Origin of the sequence: Kitasatospora sp. NPDC091276 (assembly GCF_040684355.1) — a bacterium.
Classification (GTDB): domain Bacteria; phylum Actinomycetota; class Actinomycetes; order Streptomycetales; family Streptomycetaceae; genus Kitasatospora.
Genome location: NZ_JBFBFU010000013.1, coordinates 1 through 18,422, shown reverse-complemented (window position 1 = coordinate 18,422; position 18,422 = coordinate 1). Strand labels below are relative to the sequence as shown.

The 18,422-nt window shown below is 70.0% G+C and carries 24 protein-coding genes and 1 pseudogene; 19 read left to right on the top strand and 6 right to left on the bottom strand.

Going from position 1 to position 18,422, the window contains the following annotated elements:
- On the top strand, nucleotides 1–1,711 hold a 1,711-nt coding region (locus AB0O19_RS17935; RefSeq protein ID WP_363620477.1), incomplete at its 5' end, for an RICIN domain-containing protein.
- A gap of 104 nt (nucleotides 1,712–1,815) precedes the next feature.
- Here AB0O19_RS17935 and AB0O19_RS17930 read toward each other — a convergent pair.
- A pseudogene (locus AB0O19_RS17930) lies at nucleotides 1,816–1,980 on the bottom strand (IS30 family transposase); the annotation flags it as partial.
- A 284-nt stretch (nucleotides 1,981–2,264) separates the two neighbouring features.
- Between AB0O19_RS17930 and AB0O19_RS17925 the strand changes: the two are divergent.
- The 3 genes from AB0O19_RS17925 to AB0O19_RS17915 all read left to right on the top strand — a co-directional run bounded on the left by AB0O19_RS17925 (nucleotide 2,265) and on the right by AB0O19_RS17915 (nucleotide 3,240).
- A complete protein-coding gene (locus AB0O19_RS17925; protein ID WP_363620475.1) occupies nucleotides 2,265–2,603 on the top strand; it encodes a hypothetical protein in 339 nt (112 codons plus the stop codon).
- On the top strand, nucleotides 2,600–2,848 hold the full coding sequence (locus tag AB0O19_RS17920; RefSeq protein WP_363620473.1) for a DUF5302 domain-containing protein: 249 nt from the start codon (nucleotides 2,600–2,602) through the stop codon (nucleotides 2,846–2,848). The genes AB0O19_RS17925 and AB0O19_RS17920 overlap by 4 nt, the downstream gene beginning before the upstream one ends.
- Before the next feature lie 149 nt (nucleotides 2,849–2,997).
- Nucleotides 2,998–3,240, top strand: a complete 243-nt coding sequence (locus AB0O19_RS17915) for a hypothetical protein (RefSeq protein ID WP_363620471.1) — start codon at nucleotides 2,998–3,000, stop codon at nucleotides 3,238–3,240.
- Between the two features lie 49 nt (nucleotides 3,241–3,289).
- Here AB0O19_RS17915 and AB0O19_RS17910 read toward each other — a convergent pair.
- A protein-coding gene (locus AB0O19_RS17910) for an IS3 family transposase (protein ID WP_363620469.1) occupies nucleotides 3,290–4,479 on the bottom strand; the annotation gives its coding sequence in 2 pieces (ribosomal slippage) (nucleotides 3,290–4,215 and nucleotides 4,215–4,479; 1,191 coding nt in all).
- A gap of 72 nt (nucleotides 4,480–4,551) precedes the next feature.
- Nucleotides 4,552–4,701 carry a hypothetical protein gene (locus AB0O19_RS17905; protein WP_363620467.1) on the bottom strand — a complete coding sequence of 50 codons (150 nt, stop codon included), beginning with the start codon at nucleotides 4,699–4,701 and terminating at the stop codon, nucleotides 4,552–4,554.
- Nucleotides 4,702–5,160: 459 nt separating this feature from the next.
- Here AB0O19_RS17905 and AB0O19_RS17900 point away from each other — a divergent pair, with 459 nt between their 5' ends.
- The 4 genes from AB0O19_RS17900 (at nucleotide 5,161) to AB0O19_RS17885 (ending at nucleotide 6,958) form a co-directional block, all read left to right on the top strand.
- Complete coding sequence (locus AB0O19_RS17900) at nucleotides 5,161–5,616, top strand: hypothetical protein (protein WP_363620465.1); 456 nt, start codon at nucleotides 5,161–5,163, stop codon at nucleotides 5,614–5,616.
- 245 nt (nucleotides 5,617–5,861) lie between these two features.
- Nucleotides 5,862–5,993, top strand: a complete 132-nt coding sequence (locus AB0O19_RS17895) for a hypothetical protein (RefSeq protein WP_363620463.1) — start codon at nucleotides 5,862–5,864, stop codon at nucleotides 5,991–5,993.
- A 6-nt stretch (nucleotides 5,994–5,999) separates the two neighbouring features.
- The gene (locus AB0O19_RS17890) at nucleotides 6,000–6,533 is read left to right on the top strand and encodes a DUF402 domain-containing protein (RefSeq protein ID WP_363620814.1); all 534 of its coding nucleotides are present in this window, start codon (nucleotides 6,000–6,002) and stop codon (nucleotides 6,531–6,533) included.
- Nucleotides 6,530–6,958 (top strand): NUDIX hydrolase, encoded by a 429-nt coding sequence (locus tag AB0O19_RS17885; protein ID WP_363620461.1) that lies wholly within the window; start codon nucleotides 6,530–6,532, stop codon nucleotides 6,956–6,958. The genes AB0O19_RS17890 and AB0O19_RS17885 overlap by 4 nt, the downstream gene beginning before the upstream one ends.
- 705 nt (nucleotides 6,959–7,663) lie before the next feature.
- Here the strand turns inward: AB0O19_RS17885 and AB0O19_RS17880 are convergent.
- Nucleotides 7,664–8,233 (bottom strand): hypothetical protein, encoded by a 570-nt coding sequence (locus AB0O19_RS17880; protein WP_363620459.1) that lies wholly within the window; start codon nucleotides 8,231–8,233, stop codon nucleotides 7,664–7,666.
- Between the two features lie 33 nt (nucleotides 8,234–8,266).
- Between AB0O19_RS17880 and AB0O19_RS17875 the strand changes: the two genes are divergently transcribed.
- Together AB0O19_RS17875 and AB0O19_RS17870 are read left to right on the top strand one after the other, a co-directional pair.
- Nucleotides 8,267–8,578 (top strand): transposase, encoded by a 312-nt coding sequence (locus tag AB0O19_RS17875; RefSeq protein WP_363620457.1) that lies wholly within the window; start codon nucleotides 8,267–8,269, stop codon nucleotides 8,576–8,578.
- Nucleotides 8,509–9,279 carry an IS3 family transposase gene (locus AB0O19_RS17870; protein ID WP_363620812.1) on the top strand — a complete coding sequence of 257 codons (771 nt, stop codon included), beginning with the start codon at nucleotides 8,509–8,511 and terminating at the stop codon, nucleotides 9,277–9,279. The genes AB0O19_RS17875 and AB0O19_RS17870 overlap by 70 nt, the downstream gene beginning before the upstream one ends.
- On the opposite strand, the gene AB0O19_RS17865 is transcribed toward AB0O19_RS17870, so the two are convergent.
- On the bottom strand, nucleotides 9,176–10,525 hold the full coding sequence (locus AB0O19_RS17865; protein WP_363620455.1) for an IS30 family transposase: 1,350 nt from the start codon (nucleotides 10,523–10,525) through the stop codon (nucleotides 9,176–9,178). The genes AB0O19_RS17870 and AB0O19_RS17865 overlap by 104 nt on opposite strands.
- Here AB0O19_RS17865 and AB0O19_RS17860 point away from each other — a divergent pair.
- The 8 genes from AB0O19_RS17860 to AB0O19_RS17825 all read left to right on the top strand — a co-directional run bounded on the left by AB0O19_RS17860 (nucleotide 10,504) and on the right by AB0O19_RS17825 (nucleotide 16,091).
- A complete protein-coding gene (locus AB0O19_RS17860) occupies nucleotides 10,504–10,950 on the top strand; it encodes an IS3 family transposase (protein ID WP_363620453.1) in 447 nt (148 codons plus the stop codon). The genes AB0O19_RS17865 and AB0O19_RS17860 overlap by 22 nt on opposite strands.
- Nucleotides 10,951–11,670: 720 nt before the next feature.
- Nucleotides 11,671–11,853, top strand: coding sequence for a hypothetical protein (locus tag AB0O19_RS17855; RefSeq protein ID WP_363620451.1), 183 nt, complete (start codon nucleotides 11,671–11,673; stop codon nucleotides 11,851–11,853).
- Between the two features lie 36 nt (nucleotides 11,854–11,889).
- Nucleotides 11,890–12,168 carry a hypothetical protein gene (locus AB0O19_RS17850; protein WP_363620449.1) on the top strand — a complete coding sequence of 93 codons (279 nt, stop codon included), beginning with the start codon at nucleotides 11,890–11,892 and terminating at the stop codon, nucleotides 12,166–12,168.
- A gap of 374 nt (nucleotides 12,169–12,542) precedes the next feature.
- Entirely contained in the window at nucleotides 12,543–12,737 is a 195-nt protein-coding gene (locus AB0O19_RS17845) for a hypothetical protein (RefSeq protein WP_363620447.1), read from the top strand.
- A 214-nt stretch (nucleotides 12,738–12,951) separates the two neighbouring features.
- Nucleotides 12,952–13,104, top strand: a complete 153-nt coding sequence (locus AB0O19_RS17840) for a hypothetical protein (protein WP_363620445.1) — start codon at nucleotides 12,952–12,954, stop codon at nucleotides 13,102–13,104.
- 135 nt (nucleotides 13,105–13,239) lie between these two features.
- Nucleotides 13,240–13,527: a CAP domain-containing protein gene (locus tag AB0O19_RS17835; protein ID WP_363620443.1), complete on the top strand. Its 288-nt coding sequence runs from the start codon at nucleotides 13,240–13,242 to the stop codon at nucleotides 13,525–13,527.
- An 812-nt stretch (nucleotides 13,528–14,339) separates the two neighbouring features.
- Nucleotides 14,340–14,726, top strand: a complete 387-nt coding sequence (locus tag AB0O19_RS17830) for a hypothetical protein (RefSeq protein WP_363620441.1) — start codon at nucleotides 14,340–14,342, stop codon at nucleotides 14,724–14,726.
- A gap of 1,161 nt (nucleotides 14,727–15,887) precedes the next feature.
- A complete protein-coding gene (locus tag AB0O19_RS17825; RefSeq protein WP_363620439.1) occupies nucleotides 15,888–16,091 on the top strand; it encodes a hypothetical protein in 204 nt (67 codons plus the stop codon).
- A 431-nt stretch (nucleotides 16,092–16,522) separates the two neighbouring features.
- On the opposite strand, the gene AB0O19_RS17820 is transcribed toward AB0O19_RS17825, so the two are convergent.
- A complete protein-coding gene (locus AB0O19_RS17820) occupies nucleotides 16,523–17,203 on the bottom strand; it encodes an O-methyltransferase (RefSeq protein ID WP_363620437.1) in 681 nt (226 codons plus the stop codon).
- A gap of 88 nt (nucleotides 17,204–17,291) precedes the next feature.
- Between AB0O19_RS17820 and AB0O19_RS17815 the strand changes: the two genes are divergently transcribed.
- On the top strand, nucleotides 17,292–18,200 hold the full coding sequence (locus tag AB0O19_RS17815; RefSeq protein ID WP_363620435.1) for a winged helix-turn-helix transcriptional regulator: 909 nt from the start codon (nucleotides 17,292–17,294) through the stop codon (nucleotides 18,198–18,200).
- Nucleotides 18,201–18,422 lie beyond the last annotated feature (222 nt).

The following is an 18,422-nucleotide window of genomic DNA, read 5'->3' as shown; positions in this document are numbered from 1 at the left end:
CGACACCGACAACAACTGTCTCACCGCCAACAACCCCGGCGAAGCCCTCGCCATCAGCCCCTGCGACGGCAGCGACCGCCAGAAGTGGCGCCTCGACAACCTCGCGCAGGGCCCCAACCCGCCGAACCCGGCCACCGGCCAGGTCGTCAACCCCGGTGTCGCGGACAACCGGGTCGCGACGCTGCGTTCGGCGAACAACGGGATGGTGGCGGACCTGGACGGCGGCACCACTAACTCCGGTACGTCGATCAAGGCGCTCGGCGCGAACGGCAACGACGCGCAACGCTGGGCGTTCTGGGCCACCGCGAACGGGCGGTGGATCATCGAGACCCTGCTCACCGACGGGAAGACGGCGGCCGGTCAAGGCATGGTCATGGACCACGACCCGGGCAACCACCGCACTCACCTGATCCGCACCATGGACGGCAACGCCAACCAGCACTGGGCGTTCCGGGACGCGGGAGGCGGCTGGTTCTGGATCACCAGCGACACCGACAACAACTGTCTCACCGCCAACAACCCCGGCGAAGCCCTCGCCATCAGCCCCTGCGACGGCAGCGACCGCCAGAAGTGGCGCCTGGACAACGTGGCCCAGGGGCCGTCCGCTCCCCAGCCACAGCCCCAGCCCGGCGGCGGATCCTCCGGCGGGTCGCCCGGCGGTCCGGTGGTCGGTCCGAACATCGGCAGCAGCCAGGTCGCCACGCTCCGGTCGAACAACAACGGCCTGGTCGCCGACCTCGACGGCGCCAACACCGCCTCCGGCACCTCCATCAAGGCACTGGGCGGCAACGGCAACGCCGCCCAGCGGTGGGCGTTCTGGGACGCGGGCAACGGCCAGTGGATCGTCGAGACCCTCCTCACGGACGGCAAGGCCGCGCAGGGTCAGGGCATGGTGATGGACCACAACCCCGGCGTCCACCGCACCCACCTGACGCAGAACCAGCAGGGGAACGCCAACCAGCGCTGGTCCTTCCGCGACGCGGGCAACGGCTGGTACTGGATCGTCAGCGCCACCGACGGTGGCTGCCTCACCGCCAACAACGCCGGTGAGCAGCTCGGGGTGTGGCGGTGCGACGGCTCCGACAAGCAGCGCTGGCGCCTGGACAACGTCCAGAACGGCCCGACCCCCGGTGGCGGCGGCTCCGGAGGCGGCAACACCGGAGGCGGTGGCGGAGGCGGCAACACCGGTGGTGGTGGCCAGCCGTCCTCCGACTGCGCCCTCCAGCCCCCCGGCGCGGAGCGCCAGGGCTCCTGGATGTGGAGGAACTTCACCATCTGCCGCGGCCAGACCTTCGAGGCCACCGGGAACCCGGACCAGTGGACCGTCCTGAAGATGGAGGACAACGGTGAACTGGCGCTCTGGTACACGGAGGTCAACGAACTCGGGCAGGAGCGTCGGGTGAAGGAGTGGAGCGCTCCGGGCAGCGCCGGCTGCGGCACCCGGGCGACCATGCAGACGGACGGCAACTTCGTCGTCTACGGCGTCGGCAACCAGGCCTGCTGGTCCTCCGGCACCGCCGGCTACACCAACGCCTGGCTGGAGATCAACCAGTCGGGAACGCTCTCGATCTGGTGGACCGACCAGAACCTGGCCCAGATCGGACTGGGCGGGCTGCTCACCTGGATCGGCTTGATCCCGCACCTGGAGTGGAGGGCCGGCACCCAGCACAAGATCTCCGTTCCCAACTGCGGCAGGATCAAGTGCTTCTGACGCCGGTTCCTGACCGATCGCGCCGCTGACGGCGTCCGGCGACGTCGAAGGCCCGCCCCCATGCCTGCGGTTCCTAACGGTCGTTGCAACACGTGGTCGGTTGTCTAGGCCGCGATGAGTTTAGCCAGACGCTCGGCTGGGGTTTCCCAGCCGAGCGTTTTGCGTGGGCGGCGGTTGAGCTGGTCGGCGACGGCGGCCAGCTGTTCGGGGGTGTGGACCGACAGGTCGGTGCCCTTCGGGAAGTACTGCCGCAGCAGGCCGTTCCTGTGGCGCTAGGTCCACCGCCAGCTCGCCCCGCACACCGAGCCCATGCCCGGCACCCGCGACGCGTTCGCCCCGGTCGCCCATCGACCCCGCCACGGGTCAGCTGATCGTCCCCGACATCCGGCGCGGCCGAAGCCACAACCCTGCGGCCGCCACCCAGACCGAGCGCCGCTTCGACCTCGTCGACCTCGATCCGTTCGCGTACACGACCCCCGCCAAGATCCGCGCGCTCGTCGACCACCTGGCCGGGATCGAGGACCAGCTGCGCCTCCTTCGCGCCCAGCCGGGGATGCTCACCTGCGGCGCCACGCCCGAGTACCTGTTCCGCCGCACCGGTGGCGTCATCGGCCTGCTACGGCGACTGATCGAGGGCGGCTGCACCGAGGCGATGGCCCGCGGCCGGGAGCGGCTGACCACCGAGCTGCTGGACGGCGCCGTCATCCGACCCGAGCAACTCGGCGATCTCGACGCCCTGGCCGGCGAGGTCCCCGCCATCCCGGCCCTCACTCGACCACAGGTTCTGTCCGTACAGGATCGGTACCCACCCGCAGATGGGGCGCTTGGGCATGACATGGTGTGCGTGAAGTCAACAACCGCCACCATCCCTCAAGGAAGAGGTTCTGCATGAGCAGCGATGTGAAGTCACCTGAGAACCCGGAGAACGCCGAGAGCCCGGAGGCCACGGAGGCTGCCGAGGCCCCCGCGCCAGCCACCCAGGACGACGTCAAGGCCCGGTTCCTCGCCGCTCTGGAGCGCAAGCACGGCGCCAAGTCCGATAGCGCGGCCGGCGGCCCGAGTGGCGACTCGAAGATCCACGGCGCTCACGGCGCGGTGGGCGGCAAGCGCAACTTCCGCCGCAAGAGCGGTGGTTGATGAGTCCGGTTCACGCCGGTGGCCGCCAGGCCTGGTCCTGACCGGGCGGCCATAGCTGTACGCGACAGGCAAGGTCTTCGTTCGAGTGCGCCGGGTGCGGGGCCTTGCCTGCCGGGGATCGGCAGGGCACGTGGAGAAGACGGCGCCGGGTGCTGGCCCCGGAGGCCGTCCCGCTGGGCACCGCCGCCCGCCTCTACAGCGCCGCCGTCCTGGTGACGGGCACGTCCCTGTGCCTCGCCGCCCTGGTCCCGGCCACCGCACCCGCCGCCCTCGCCCTGCTGCTCCGCGCTGCCCGACACCTGGGGCCCGGGCACGACGCACTCGAGCGTCTGGACAGCGTGACCGTGCTGTCCGCTCCGACACAGCGATCCGCCGCCACCAGACCCTCGTGAACTGCGCATTTGAGCTGCCCCGAGTTTCATGGAGTCCGCGATCGTGTGATCAAGCGGTCTGTGTGACTTGCTCCAGTTGCGCCCAGTAGGCCTGTTCGTATTCGTCGGGCGGGATGTAGTCGAGGGCGGAGTGGAGTCGTTCACCGTTGTACCACGCGACCCACTGGAAGACGGCCCGTTCGACTTCATCGAAGTCCCGCCACGGGCCCTGATGTTCGATCAGTTCTGCCTTGAACGTGCCGTTCAGGGCCTCGGCCATCGCGTTGTCGTACGAATCCGCGACGGAGCCGACCGACGCGGAAGCGCCGGCCTCGGCCAATCGCTCTGTGTAGCGAATGGATACGTATTGCGACCCGTGGTCGCTGTGATGAATGAGGCCGGAGTCCTTCTTGATCTTCTGCCGCCACAGCGCCGTCTCCAGCGCGTCCAGCGGCAGGTCGGTCCGCATGTGGGTGGCGACCTGCCAGCCCACGACCCGGCGGGAGTAGGCGTCCAGGACGAACGCGACGTAGACCCAGCCCGACCAGGTGCGGATGTAGGTCAGGTCGGCCGGCCACAGCTGGTTCGGGTGCTCGGCGGCGAAGCGCCGGATGACCAGGTCCGGCGGACGATGCGCGGCCGGCTCGGGGACCGTGGTGCGGCGGCGCTGTCCGCGGATGACGCCCTCGATGCCGAGTTCGCGCATGAGGCGTTCGACGGTGCAGCGTGCGACCGCGTGCCCGGTACGGACCAGGGCGTGCGTGATCCGGCGAGCTCCGTAGGTACGGCCGGATTCCTCCCACGCCGCTGTGACCAGCGCAATCAGCTCCTCGTCGCGGAGCCAGCGGGCCGATTTCGGCCGCTGCTCGCGCGCGAAGTGCGTCGATGGCGAGAGGTCGAGCACCCGGCAGACGGGATCGATCCTGAAGCCGTAGCGCAGGTGGTCGATCACCTCCTCGGCCTCGTCCGGGGACGGTCGATCTCCTGGGCAAAAGACACGCCGACGGCCTTGAGGATCTCGTTGGCCCGCCTCAACTCGGCATTCTCCTTGCGGAGTTCCTTCAGCTCGTCGTGCTCGGCGGTGGTGAGGCGGTCGTCGCGCTCTCCGGCATCGGCCTCGGCCTGGCGGACCCAGGACCGCAAGGCCTCCTTGTGGATGCCGAGGTCGCGAGCCACATGCGCGACAGGCCGACCGGACGAGCGGACCTCGCGCACGGCGCGCTCGCGGAGTTCATCGGGGTACTTACGGGGTGCTGGCACTGCTCGTGGTGCTCCTTACGCCCGGATCATAACAAACCCAGACATCAGGGACTCCGTGAAAGCCGGAGCAGCTCACAGCGGGAGCAGGAGACCGTCGGGCTGCTGGTCGATCAGGAGCGCCCGCCCGCCCGGGCGGACGGCGGCGGAGACGGAGACGGAGACGGAGATGGAGATGGGGAGCCGGGGTCCGAACTGGTGGTGTCCGACGGGGTGCGGGCGCATCTGCCCGTGTTACGGCGCTTGGACGCCGAGCTCGTGGAGGTGCGGGAGGCCTTGGCCGACCGGGGGCGGGAGGCGCTCCGGGTGACCTCTGTCGTGCCAGGGTCACCCGTACCCCGGATTGTCCGCGGCGAGGTCGTCGACGTCCCGGCCAATCGTCTGACCGGCCTCATCGCCTGGTTCTGCCGGATGCGTACCGCCCTGCCCGCCAGCGCGGTTTCCACGCCCGACCCGACCCGTCCTCGCCCGCCTGACCCGCCCGCAAACCCGAGAACAGGCGCGCCGCCAGCGCGCTGGCGTAGGCGACGGACAGAACCGGGGCAGGGCGACGACAGGGTAGGGAGCGCACCGGTGCCCCGCCCCCGGTGGCGCGGCCACACGTTCGTATGCTTGTGCACGGGCGGTGGCGACACCCCCGGGTAACCCCGGACGGTGCCGTGCGCCGCGGAAAGGGGCACGGGCATGCGGAAGCGGAAGAGGCGCACGGCCTGGTCGCTCACCTATTTCCTGTTGGGCGGTGTGTGCCTGCTGATCGCCGTGGTGATGGCGACGGGCCTGGTGACGAAGAGGGCCGCGCGCGGGGTGGAACACCTGATCCCGGTCCCGGTCCTGGTCCTCGGTGTCCCGGGTGCGGTGCTGACGTTCCGCGCGCCGGTGTTCGGCGTCTCCTACGGGCCGGCCGGGGTGAAGTACTCCGGGCTGCTCAGGACGCGCTCCTACGTGTGGGCGGACATTCGGGAGGTGCGGGTGGCCGTCCTGGAGGGCAGGGTCTACTCGTCCGACGTCCCGGAGCTGGTGCTGGCCTCCGGCGGGACGGACCAGCTGCACATGCTGGCGGGCCACGGCTCGGGCCGGACCAACAATCGGGTCAAGCGGCTGGTGGCCGAGCTGGAGACGGCGCGCGCGGCCGCGTCCTGACGCCGGTCGCTTCCACCGGTGGCGCGCGGCACCGACTACGCCGCGTCTCCGCCGTCCTGGACGGCACCGTCAACGCCACCGACCGCGAAGAACTAGCGCGGGCCGTCCAGGAACTGCGCAAGCGCCTGGACGCCCCGCAGCCGCCGAACCGGTGGGCGGCCGGCCGCTACGGCTTCCCGGAGTCCTGAGGAGCCGTCACGCCTTCGAGCGGACTTCCCGGCCCCGCGCGCGGGAAGACTGCCACTGTGACCGACACCAAGCTGTTCCAGCCCGGCACCACCGCGATCCGCCGCGACGTCCACGCCGACCGGGTGTGGACCGCGATGCCCCAGCGGGTGATCGACGACACCGGCCACGTGCTGACGCTCGCCTACTGACCGGGGATCGAGAGCCTGGCCCCGACGACCTGGATCACCGCGACGCGCACCGGAGACGACGCCATCCGCAAGCAGGGCCTGGAGGACCTGGCGGCCGGGACCTGGACCCTCGACCGCTACCGCTGGACCGGCACCGCACTGCTCTCGTATTTCCTGGCCGGCGAGTGGTTCTCCGTGCACTGCTTCCAGGACACCGCCACCGGCGACCCGCTGCGCTGGTACGTCAACTTCGAGAAGCCCTACCAGCGTCGCCCCGGCGTCGGCATTGACACCCTGGACCTGTGCCTGGACCTGGTCATCACCCCTGACCTGTCGGGACACGACTGGAAGGACCAGGAAGAGTACGCCCAGCTGCGCCTCCTCGGCCTGATCGACGACTACCTGCACCGCCAGGTCGATCGGGCCCGCGGGCGGGCGATCAGCATGCTCGACGACCGTACCGGCCCGCTCGCAGCCGGCTGGCCGGCCTGGGCGCCCGACCGGTCGTGGCCGCTGCCCGAGCTGCCCGCGGACGCCGACGACCCGGCCACCTACCGGTGACCTCCCCAACGACCGGCAGCAGCCAGGACACCAAGGCCCGGGTGCGGGTCTGCGCGGCCCTGGGCGACAACGGCCGGGTGTGCCTGATCCGCCGCCAGCGCCCCGCCGGCCTCCAGCTCTCGCTGCCCGGCGGCCGGGTCGAGAACGGCGAAGACCCGACCGACGCGCTGCGCCGGGAGCTCCTCGAGGAGCCCGGCCTCGACCTGGCGGTGCTGCCCGCGTCGCCGGTGCTGCGCTTCGTCCAGGACCAGGAGACCGAGCGGCCGGGCGAGACCACGCCGCCGGCGCCTGGTCTTCACCGCCCACCCGCCGGCCAGCCTCCACCGAAGCCGTCGCCAGCACCGAGCAGGACGCCCCGGATCAGGCGCCGGTGGTGTGGCTGCCGGCGGCCGACGCGGCCATCGGCGCCGGGCTGCTGGCGCTGAACGACGCGGGCACGGCGTCCGATCCGAGCATGATGGCCGAGCAGTGCCCGGAAGCCGTCCCGTACCTGGTGCCCGCAGTGGCCCTGGATGGCGGCGACGGTGGGGCCGGAGGGACCCTGGACGCGGCGACCGTCAACCTCCCCGACGGCACCTCCTACACCCCACCGGTCGGCACCGGGAAAGGCGGTGACGGTGGAGGCGGCGGCAGCGCGGGCGCCGGGGGCACCGGGCGGGGGAGTGGATGTCGGTGCAGCCGGCAGCAAGGGAGGCGGCAACGGCGCGGACGGCCAGCGCGGTGCGAACGGCGGCCGCGGAGTAATCGTCATCGCCTACTAGGCCGCGCGCGGCTGTCCTGAGGCGGTTCTCGCCCACGCTGCATTTGAGCTGACGGACGCCTACACCGCGCCGCGTGTGCGGCTGGCTGACCGAATCGCCGAGACGCGGAACCTGGGAGCCAATCGACATCAAATCCTTCGATCAGCAGGCAATTTCCTGAACAGAACGTTAAATGCAAGGTCTTGCCTCGTATTTGGGTGTAGCCTCTGAAGCGCAGAGGTGGTCCGAAGGGTCGGCATCGCGGTGACGCCGACGGATCACCTGCGGACAGGGAGAGCACCATGAACTACCACCTCGAGGTGGCGCGGGCGACGATCGATGAGCGTCTGCGGGAGGCCGAGAAGCACCGCCTCGCGCGCGCTCTCCGGCTCAAGAGCCGCGCCGAGCGCACCACCCGGCGCGCACACCGGGCCCTGACAGGTCTGGTCGGCCCGACCGTATGAGCATCACCCGCGATGGGCCGTCACCGCAGCACCGGTGACGGCCCATCTGCGATCTGCAAAGAAGCCTTCGGCGAACCGGTCCGGTGGCGCTGGCCAACCGGCAGGCGACGGTGGCGGCCCCGAACTGGGACTTGCTCAGGGTCACATCGGCCAGGTGCCCCATGACGATGCAGCCGGCGTTGCCGCCGACCGCCGCGTCACAGCGCAGGTCGGGCCCGTAGAAGTCCCCCTCGGTGTTGAGGGGGTACGCGCCCAGGGTCTCGCCGGACACGTGGTAAGCGGGGTGGATCTGCTCGATGCCGTCCTTGGCGACGTGGGAGTCGTAGTCGATGGTCGAACTCCCGCCCGCGTCCCTGTCCAGGATCACGGGCGCGCCGCCCCAGGCGGGCCCGCTCGTGGTGCAGCCGCCGCTGCACATGGACCTGAAGGACAGCGTCACGCCCTCGACGTTGGGCGTCATCGAGGTTCCCCCGAGGTGCGGAAGGTTGCCGGACATGGCCTGATTGGTCGTGAGAAGGGAGCCTCTGCCATGGCTGCACCGATGAAGTACCCGCCCGAGTTGCGGCAGCGAGCTGTTGCCGCGTACCGGGCCGCCGACCCGAAGCCGGTGATCCGGCAGATGGCCCGGGACCTCGGGGTTCACCACGAGGCCCTGCGTAACTGGATCCGGCAGGACGAGGCGGACCGGGGCGAGCGCGGCGACCGGCTGACCACCGCGGAGAAGGAGGAACTCGCCCGGCTGCGTAAGGAGAACGCCGAGTTGCGCCGGTCCTGCGAGATTCTCAAGGCCGCCTCGGCTTTTTTCGCCCAGGAGCTCGACCCGACCCGGCGACGGTACTGAAGCTCATCGACGAGCACCAGGACCGCTTCGGGGCCGAGCCCGTCCTCCGGGAACTGCACATCCCCGCCTCCACCTACTACCGCTGGCGCCGCGACGTCCACGCGCCGTGCGAGCGCATCCGCCACGACGCCGAACTGACCGAACACATCCGCCGCATCCACGCAGACTCCGACGAAACCTACGGCTCCCCGCGCATCCACGCCGTCCTGCGGCGCGAGGGCACCCACGTCGGCCGCAAACGGGTCGAGCGCCTGATGCGCCAGGCCGGCCTGCAGGGCGTCAGCCCGCGCCGGCCCCGCGGCTTCACCCGCCGCGACCCGGCCGCAGACCTCGCACCGGACCTGGTCCAGCGCGACTTCACCGCCCGCGCCCCCAACCGGCTGTGGGTCGCCGACATCTCGCTGATCCCCACCAGCGAGGGCCCGTGGTGGCTGGCCTCGATCCGCGACGCGTTCTCCCGAAGGATCGTGGGCTGGCACACCTCCGAACGAGCGGACGCCAACCTCGTGCTCACCGCGCTGGAGTACGCGCTGCACGGCCGGCCCGTCGAGCCGGGGACGCTGATCCACCACAGCGACCACGGGTGTCAAACCGGGTTCAAGGGGTCGTTGCAACACCGCTGGTTTGGGGCGAGAGTAGCTGATCGTCGAGTGCCTCTGCGGGAGTTCTCCAGCCGAGTGTCTTCCGCGGCCGGGTGTTGAGTGCCCCAGCGATGGCTGCGAGGTCGCGAGCGGTCCAGCGGGCAAGGTCTGTGCCCTTCGGGAAGTATTGCCGCAGCAGCCCGTTCGTGTTCTCGTTCGTGCCGCGCTGCCAGGGGCTGTGCGGGTCGGCGAAGTAGACGGCGATGCCGGTGTCGGCCTTCAGCTGGGCGTGCTGGGCGAGCTCCTTCCCCCGGTCCCAAGTCAGTGATCGTCGCAACTGCTTTGGGATGTTTGCCATTTGGACTGTGAGGGCCTTACGCATCGCCTCGGCGCCGTATCCGGCCAGCGCGGGGCCGTTCTTCACCCGTGGCTCGACGCCGTAGCCTTCCATTCGCGGCAGGTGGACCAGGATCGTGAACCTGCTCGTGCGCTCCACGAGCGTGCCGATGGCGGACCGGTTCGCCCCGATGATCAGATCGCCTTCCCAGTGGCCCGCGACGGCCCGGGTCTCGACCTCGGCGGGACGCTCGCTGATCATCACGTCGGGCGTGACGTGACCGGCCGCCTTCCTGCGGGCGCGGGAGCGAGGAACCCGCAGGGCACGCCCTGTCCGCAGGCACGTGACCAGCTCACGGTCGAGCGAGCCGCGGCCCTGGACGTAGAGGGCCTGGTAGATCGCCTCGTGCGAGATCCGCATGGACTCGTCATCGGGGTGGTCGATCGGCAGCCGTTTGGCTATCTGTTCCGGACTCCACGCCGTCGTCCAACGCCGGTCCTGACGGCGGGGCTTGTTCCGTCCCTTCCACTGCTCGGTCGTGGGACCAGCCACCGTCTTGCCGTCCGGCGCCTGGATCACGCCGGCCAGCCGGTCCTGGACATACTCACGCAGCCGCTCGTCGGTCGCGAGCTTGGCCGTCTTCGGCCGGCGAGCGGCCAGCTCGGCCTTCCACTGCGCGATCGAGGCCCGGTAGTCGAGTTGCCCGCACCGAGTGGCCGCGTTGCGTCGCAGCTCACGGGAGATCGTCGACGGAGACCGCCCCAGCCTGCGGGCGATCTCCCTCACGCCGGCGTCCTGGGCCCTCAACAGGGAGATCTCCTCGCGCTCGGCGAACGATAGATACCGGCCTGACAATGGGCTGAGCTGGATTGAAGGCATCCCGCCACGATCGCGGAACCACCGCGAACCGACGGGCCCGGACGCCCCGCATGCCAGCGCGGCATCCTCGCTCGTGAGCCCCTCGGCGATCTTCAACCAGAACGCGCGTTCCACGTCCCGACGCACCGGTGGCCGACCCGGCGAACGCATCGCCGGACGCCCCGTCACCTTCGTTGTCCACCCCACAGGCCGCCCCACCCGACACCTCCACGATCGAGGTGTTGCGACGACCGGTTGAACCCACCCAATACACGTCCATCAAGCTCACAACCCGCCTGCTGAAGGCGGGAATTGAGCCGAGCATGGGCGCCGTCGGCGACTCCTACGACAATGCCCTGGCCGAGAACTTCTGGAGCGTTCTGAAGACCGAGTGCGTACGTCGCACGACCTTTGGGACCCGCACGGACGCCGACCTGGCGCTGTTCGCCTACATCGACGGCTTCTACAACACCCGCCGCATCCAAAAGCGCCTCGGCTGGCTCAGCCCCGACGAGTACGAGGCGAAGTACTACGCCGACCAGGCGACGGCCGAACCAGTGGCCGTCGAACCGCCTGAACCCGTCCTGACCAGGTAATCAGCACCTCCCGCACAGCGGGGGAAGCTCAGGGAGTCGGTCCGCTGCGCTTCGGGATGAGTCCGCAGCAGGTGTCGGCCGCCCTGGACGGCGAGGTGCCGGCCGAGAGCTGGGGCCACCGCCCCTTCCCGGTGGGCAGCCCTTGGGAGGACCAGGGCACTCCCGAGGAGTGGCACGTGAGCAAGGAGTACTACGCCCGGGCCGGGGTGAGCGCGCACTACTTCTACGCGTCGCAGGCGGGCAGGGGTTCCGTGCTGGTCCGAGTGAGCGTCCACGGGCGCAGCGGCCCCCTAGTGTCCCTCTACGGCATCGAACTGATCGGCCGCAAGCCCTCCGCGTCGAGGCGGACATCATCCGCTACATCCAGGACCGCGGCCTGGACCTGCGCATGGGTTGCGGCGGGGACATCAGCCCGGGCGACTCCCAGGTGTGGGCACGGGCGGAGCGGGCAGGGGAGACCTCGGTCAGCGCGGCCTGCTTCTGCATCGAGGACTTTGAGTACCACGGCTGACCCCGCGTCCAGAAGCCGATCAGCCAGTCGACGCCGGCTCCTCTCCCGTTCCACGCAGACGTTCAGGCCTGCTCACTCCGGTCTTCCCGGCCGCCCGATGCCGCGCTGATTCGACTGGCTGCGTAGGTGAGACCGGCCAGCGCACCACCCGGCTGCTCCCGGCTCAAATCGCGTCGCTCTATGCCGGAGTGGGCGGCTACGCTCGCGCCATGGAACTGGAGCAGGCACTGGAACCGCTGCGTCGGGTGCTGCTGGAGCGCGACCTGGGCGGCTATCCGGGGACGGTCTCCGCGGCGGTGGAGGCTGCGCGGGCGGCACTGGCCGGCGGGGCGGACACCTTGAGCTTGTGGGAGCTCGGCGTGCTGTCCGAGTCGGACGTTCTGGAGGCGTGACGGCTGCTGGCCGAGCTGGAGCAGGAATTCTGGCCGGTGCTGGGGCTGCCTGCCACCGTTGAGGGCTGCGACCGGGCGCTGGCCCGGTACTGCCTGCGGGACCTGCTGGACGGCCGCGTCGATCCGTTGGTGGCGGCTGAGCGGATCGGCTTTGAGCTGTGCCCCGTCGACGACCCCGGCTCGCCTCTGCGGCCGGTCCGCGGATGGCTGTACCGCGCGGAGGACCAACAGGAGCACTGCGGCAGGCTGACGAAAGACCTGGTGGCCGAACTGCACGACCTGGCCGCCCAGTTGCTGGCCGGTCCGCTGTCCTGACGGTCGGGTCCCGATAGTGCTTCCGCCCCGGCTCCCGACACCGAGCCGACGGACCCGTGCGGCCGACGACGGACCCGGTCTCCGCGCCGACCGCACCGCCGCTCGCCGACAGGGCGGCGTACCAGCAGCTCCGCCACCAGATGTGCGAGCTGGCCCAGGCCCGCCAAGCCGCGGTCTCCGGCCGGCTCACGTTGTCGCGAGCATTCCCATGCCGTGAGGCTGCAACAAGAGGTAGAGCGGAATGAATGAGTTGCCGCAGACCGCAGAGGCTCCATACCTGGTTCACCGAGAACGAGGAGCAACTGCGATCACGCGGGGTCACGGGTGACATCCAACGATCACCTGATGACGGCCGACCCAAGACCAGCGCATGGATGACGGTGGAGACCGACGGCTATGTCGCCATGCTCATCGTCTGGGACAGCGGCGAAGCTGAGCTGGAGTGCGGTGACTGGGCCAGTGGCCGGATCCGGCAAGAACATCGCGATCTCCGCAACCCGGACCAGCTCCTCGACGCCATCGAGGCCCTTCTCGAATGGGCCCAGGTGAAGAGCGGAGGACCGCAGTGAGCGGCGACGCGCCATCATGCGACAGCCCGATCATCACCCGCGTGACCACTTTGTGGGCTGCCCATATGCGCGAGCCCTCCCCTGACGGGCTGCGCTGGATCGACGCACCCAGGGGTCCACTGGTGAGCCCAAAAGCCGCCACGGGATGATCTTGAAGGGCTGGGTCTCGGTCTTCGGCCCACGCGGCCGACCTGCGACCAGTAGCCTGCCGGTCGTGAAGCGCGAAGACGAGACGGACGTCCGGCCGGTGACGGTCGAGCAGATCGGTGCGGCGCTGGCCGCGTTGGGCCTGTACGACGGGGCCAACACTACGGCCGAGCACGCGGCGGAGGCGGCACGCCTGGGTGGTCCGGACGCGTTCTTGTAGCGGCGTGCGTGCCCCTGACAAGATCGTCGGGTCCCCCTGTGATATTTCACCCAGCGAGGGAGCTAACTGGTGGTGCTCTGGTCGAGGTCCGACCCTGCGGAGTGACCTCCGCCTGCCAGTGGTCGTTATCCAGGCATGACCAAGCGTTTCCGTGTCGCTGCCGCCCTTGTCCTGGCCGGTACCACCCTTGTGATCGCTTCTCCGGCTCAGGCCGCCCTGCAACCCAGCGTCAACACGAAACCTTCCCCTCTCGAATTTTCTGGCGTTGGTCACTACACGCAGGTGATGTGGGCGAAGTCCTATAAAGTCGGCTGTGCCTACATGAAATACGCAGCTCACGGCATGGATTACGTCGTGTTGGCATGCAACTACGCTCCTTCGGGCAACCCCGTCCCCACGGATGTGGCTATCCTGCCGTCGTAGTAGCCACGCGGTCGGCGCCCTACTGAGTCCCTCGTTCCACGAGATGGTCTCTCAGGTGCAGGGATCATCGAGATATCGGCGCGCTGCTGAGCGGCAGCCTGCTCACCGGACCTGCCCCTGCCGCCTGCCCTGCGCCGCCGGTCCGCCGTCAGGACCGCGGTCGGCCCGGCCCTCGGCCCGTCACCGCAGGACCGTGGACGGTCCGGCCCTGCGGGCATTGTCTCCAGCGGTCGGTCACAGAGGAGTACGGGCACCGGTTTCCGGTCGAATACTCCTCAACCCCCGGACGAGCGCTCGGCCCCCTGGCCTGCTACTCGCCAGATCCTGCGTGCTCCCGATCTTCCACTTCGTCTCAACCCTTCTGGCAAAACGGGGGCGTTCCGTCGCGGGGACCACCGGTTGTCCTGCGGGTTCGTTGCCGGTCCCACTGGACCTGGTGGTATCTCACCCGTCTCAGGTACAAGTCCGCCGATTCGCGGTGCGCGTGGCTGACAATCCCGTCGCGGGCGACGTTCTACCGCTTCGCATGGGGTTCCTTCTTCCTCATCCGGGTGTTGGCCTGTCAACCTGGGGCACGGGGACGGGCACGGTACCAGGACAGCTCGAAGACGCCTGCCCACAGCCTCTGGGCAACCGCTTCCGCTGGGTGCCCCATCGGGCACGGCCCGTCGGAAGCAGGCGTCTTGCAGGTTCCGGTCTCCGATGACGAGACAGGTCCGGCCAACGGCCAGCCCACGACGGACAATCCGGTGCGACGGGTGCCGTCGTGCCGGCGAAGCGCACTACTCGCGCCAGACACCGAGGAGCAACGTATGAGGATCAAGGTGGGACGCCGCACCGGAACGGTCGCGGCGGCCTTGGCAATCAGCGCTGGTGTGGTGATTTCGGGGGCAGACAGCGCCGCTGCCTCCGCTTGGGTCCGAACAACCACCAGCAACTGGGTCGGTATCTACAACAACCCCAACACCTCGGGCAAGACCGGCGCGGCGGATCTGCCCCCGGGCTCCGAGATCTGGGCCGACTGCTGGCAGGTCGGCGAGAGCATCGGCAACTGGGGAGACACCTGGTACCGCGTCACCTACGTCTGGTACCCGGGCGCTTCGAACTACGTGTACTCACCGGGTTGGACGTTCGCCGGATACGTCGACAACAATGCGAACACCGTCGATCGGAACCCCAACATCCCTCGGTGTCAATGAACTTGATGCCGACCCGGGCCCCGACTCCGGCTACCGCATCAGCGTCGTGCACCGCCTGCGTGAGGGCATATCGGCGATCTTGGTGACCTGGATCACCGCCGTGACCTCACTCTGCATCAGCACAGGTCAAGCGACGGCCGGGCACTCCAGAGGAGGAGCCCGGCCGTCGTCATGTCAGCAACCGGCTCGGTCCGGACTCTCCCCTTCGCTCTCCCTCTCCCGGGACCCCCGCCTGCCCCGCCAACCAGGCCGGGACCGGACAGCAACGGCAGAACCGCCGCGGACTGCAGCCGAGTGGATGGCCAGGCGCGGCGTGCTCCGCCCCCGCACCCGTGGCCAGCGCCCGGCGGCGCTGGACCCGCCTACCAGCGGGGGGCTCCCCCCCCCCCCCCCCAGCCCTGCGCGGGCTGGACAAGCGATGCCGCCTGCCCTGCGGCGCCAGCCCGCCACCGGGGCCGGCCCCGCTGCCGACCCGTCGCCGCACCGGTCACGCCGAAGACGGCGTGACACTGCCCAGTTGCCACCGGAGATGGTGGTCAATGCCGAGAGTCGGCCGGGCCGCCTACCGAACCGGCCTGCGTCGATTACCGAGCGGTTGCCGAGGTCACCACCCAGCTGACGACGAAGACCTTGTTGTCCACCTTCACGACCTCGGAGCGCTCGCCAGAACCGCCGGGTAGCTCACACCGGCCACCGGGCCGCAGCGCCAGCAACAGCAGGGCACGGGCACCAGCCACCTGAACTCGAAGGCATGGAAAGGGCCGTCAAGGCCCGGGTCCGGCGGCAGCCGGACTTCCGTGACTGGCGAAGTGACCTTCGCCTGCCACGGTGAGCAGGCCGACATCCCTGCCCAGCCCAGGCTGCGGTAGCGGTACAGCAACCAGCCCGCCGGAGGCTCAGGGGTGACCGTTGGAGAACGGCTTGTCGCAAGAGCTACGAGCCATCAGGGTGAGGGCTCAGCCGCTCGGGACGGGGCCCTCGCGGCCGTGCAGAGGTTCACCGGGCTCTTCGTGCGACCACGGAGTCGCAAACCATGCTCCACCTCGCAAAATGCGGTCGCACCAGCCCCGAGTCTGGTCCTGGAGGCCAGGGCCAGACCGCTACCACCGGTGATAGCGGTCTGGCCTACCTGTGCCCGCCCAGGCTGCGACACTGGTGACCATGACTGACCGCCGAGCCCTCTCCCTGCCCGCCTTCTCCGAGCCCTCCGCCGCGCCCGCTCCGTCTGGCGGGCGCCGCCCGAAGGTTGAGCAGGGTGCCGACTTTCGCCAGCCGCCCGGTGAGACCGTGAACGCGCCTGCCCCGGCCCGCCGCCGCCTCTCGCCCGGAGGCCTGACCTTCTCCGACCCGGACCGGCAGATCTGAGTGCTACCACCACGGGTAACGCGACCATCCTGAGGCGTGCATAAATCCCCGGCCCGCCGACCGCGTCCCGGTGGCCTGCGGGCAGGCGCCCGCCGGACCCGAGACGCACACTCACTGGCCATCACCGGCGGGCGCTGACCTGCGGCGGTTTCATAAATCACCCCCCGTCCGAGGTCTCCGCGACGGGCGCAAATCTATAAGCCGACCCCTCTGGCCTGCGGTTCTACCAGCCGTCCATCGCCCCGACGTCCCCGGAGGAGGAATGGGAGCACATAGTGAGGGCGCGGGCGGTGATGGCAATCTCTGAATTTCCCCACCCTGCGCTCTCAGGGTGGCCGGACCTGCTCGGTTCGTCTCCCCACTCATCGGGTCCGGGCTCAGGGCCGATGCCGGGATGCCGGGCGGTAGGGCCGGCATCCCGGCATCGGCCTTCAGGCGGTGACCAGGGCTAGCAGGAACCCGTCGTATCCCTTGGAGCCGACGGTCTGGATCGAGGTGGCCTCCAGACGGGGGTGCTCGCCGATCATCTCGGTGAAGCGCCGTACCCCCTCGACCCGCGGGTCACCGCTGTCCGGATCGGTCACCGCTCCGTCGCGCACCACGTTGTCGCCGACGATCAGGCTGCCGGGCCGGGTCAGCCGCAGGGCCCACTCCAGGTACTCCGGGTTGGACGGCTTGTCGGCGTCGATGAAGACCAGATCGAAGGGCTCCTCGCCCTCCTCCTGTATCTCCTGCGCCAGCAGCGGCAGGGTCTGTGCCGCCAGGCCCTCGCGTACCTCGACGACGCCGTCGAGCCCGGCACGGGCGATGCTCTCGGCGGCGGTCGCCGCGCACGCCGGGTCGGCCTCCAGGGTGACCAGGCGCCCGCCCTCGGGAAGGGCGCGGGCCAGCCAGATGGTGCTGTACCCGCCGAGGGTGCCGATCTCCAGTACTCGGCGGGCGCCGCCGAGCCGGGCCAGCAGGTGCAGCAGCTTGCCCTGGTTGGGGGCGACCTCGTGCGCGGGCAGTCCGGCCGCGACGGCGTCCTTGCGGGCGGCGACCAGCACGTCGTCCTCCTCCACCAGATGCCCGCCGAAGTAGGCGTCGACCGCCGTCCAGGTATCCTGCGACATGGTGAGTTCCCTTTCGATACTTACCTCTTGGCCGGCACGACACTACACCTCCCGACACCGCGCACCACCCGCCCTCCCTGGAGCCTCCGTGAACCCCAAGACCCCCGGCCCTTCCGACGACAGCTGCGGCATCGCCCAGGCGGCAGCCGTCGTCGGCGACTGGTGGAGCCTGCTGGTGCTGCGCGAGATCGCCCGGGGCCACGTCCGCTTCGACGCCCTCGCCCGCGAACTCGGCGTCTCCCGCAAGATCCTCTCCGACCGGCTGACCGCCCTCACCGACCGCGGCGTGCTCGCCCGGCGCCCCTACCAGGAACGTCCATCGCGCCACGAGTACGTCCTCACCGAACAGGGCCGGGGCCTGCTGCCGGTACTGGTCGCCCTCCAGGACTGGGCTGACCGGTGGCTGCTCGGCGACGGATCACTGACCGGACTCGCCGAGGAGCAGGGTGCCGAGGCCCGCCGCGTGCACGCCCTCGTCGGCACCGTGCTGCCGCACGGGATCGCACTGCCCGCGACCGACGGCCCGCCGCGCGACCCACTGGCGCCCGGCCGGCCCACGGTGCTCTTCGCCTACCCCGCCACGGGCATCCCTGGGTCCGCGCCCGGCCAGCCCGTGGTAGCGGACCCGATCCCCGGCAACGCCGGATGCACCCTGGAGAACCGGCTCTTCCGGGGCGCCTGGCCCCGCTTCCACACCTCAGGAATCGCTGTGCACGGCGTCAGCACCCAGAACCCACCCGCGCAGGCCGCCTTCGCGCACGCCGAAGGACTGCCCTTCCCACTCCTGTCCGACGCCCGCATGGACCTCACCGCCGCCCTGCGGCTGCCGGTCTTCCGCGCCGGCCAGGAAGTACGGATCAAGCGCCTGCTCCTCGTCTGCGACGCCGACCGCACCATCCGCCACGCCCTCTTCCCGGTCACCGACATCCCGGCAGCGGTGGAAACGGCCCTACGGACAGCCCACGCCCTCACCAACACCTCAACCCCCGGCCCGTGACCGGGCCCCTGCCCGCCCCCACCCACCACAGGCTGGCCCCTGCCCACCCCGATCCCCATCCTCCTCAAATCATTGAACGGCCCAACCAACTGGTGAACAGGGAGCAGGCCTGGCCGATTTCGCGGATCCTCATCAGCGGCCTGTACGCCGGAGGCCGGGACCTTGAGGGTAAGGATGTTCGCGCGGTCGAGGAACTTGTCGCCGTCGGTGCCGGCGCCGCGG

Bases quoted from the DNA above. Each gene is read 5' to 3' on its own strand.
- AB0O19_RS17925 (WP_363620475.1), top strand. From the start codon at position 2,265: ATGCTCACCTGCGGCGCCACGCCCGAGTACCTGTTCCGCCGCACCGGT.
- AB0O19_RS17920 (WP_363620473.1), top strand. From the start codon at position 2,600: ATGAGCAGCGATGTGAAGTCACCTGAGAACCCGGAGAACGCCGAGAGC.
- AB0O19_RS17905 (WP_363620467.1), bottom strand. From the start codon at position 4,701: ATGCGCCCGCACCCCGTCGGACACCACCAGTTCGGACCCCGGCTCCCC.
- AB0O19_RS17900 (WP_363620465.1), top strand. From the start codon at position 5,161: ATGCGGAAGCGGAAGAGGCGCACGGCCTGGTCGCTCACCTATTTCCTG.
- AB0O19_RS17880 (WP_363620459.1), bottom strand. From the start codon at position 8,233: ATGTCCGGCAACCTTCCGCACCTCGGGGGAACCTCGATGACGCCCAAC.
- AB0O19_RS17875 (WP_363620457.1), top strand. From the start codon at position 8,267: ATGGCTGCACCGATGAAGTACCCGCCCGAGTTGCGGCAGCGAGCTGTT.
- AB0O19_RS17865 (WP_363620455.1), bottom strand. From the start codon at position 10,525: ATGCGTTCGCCGGGTCGGCCACCGGTGCGTCGGGACGTGGAACGCGCG.
- AB0O19_RS17855 (WP_363620451.1), top strand. From the start codon at position 11,671: ATGGAACTGGAGCAGGCACTGGAACCGCTGCGTCGGGTGCTGCTGGAG.
- AB0O19_RS17845 (WP_363620447.1), top strand. From the start codon at position 12,543: ATGACGGTGGAGACCGACGGCTATGTCGCCATGCTCATCGTCTGGGAC.
- AB0O19_RS17835 (WP_363620443.1), top strand. From the start codon at position 13,240: ATGACCAAGCGTTTCCGTGTCGCTGCCGCCCTTGTCCTGGCCGGTACC.
- AB0O19_RS17830 (WP_363620441.1), top strand. From the start codon at position 14,340: ATGAGGATCAAGGTGGGACGCCGCACCGGAACGGTCGCGGCGGCCTTG.
- AB0O19_RS17825 (WP_363620439.1), top strand. From the start codon at position 15,888: ATGACTGACCGCCGAGCCCTCTCCCTGCCCGCCTTCTCCGAGCCCTCC.
- AB0O19_RS17820 (WP_363620437.1), bottom strand. From the start codon at position 17,203: ATGTCGCAGGATACCTGGACGGCGGTCGACGCCTACTTCGGCGGGCAT.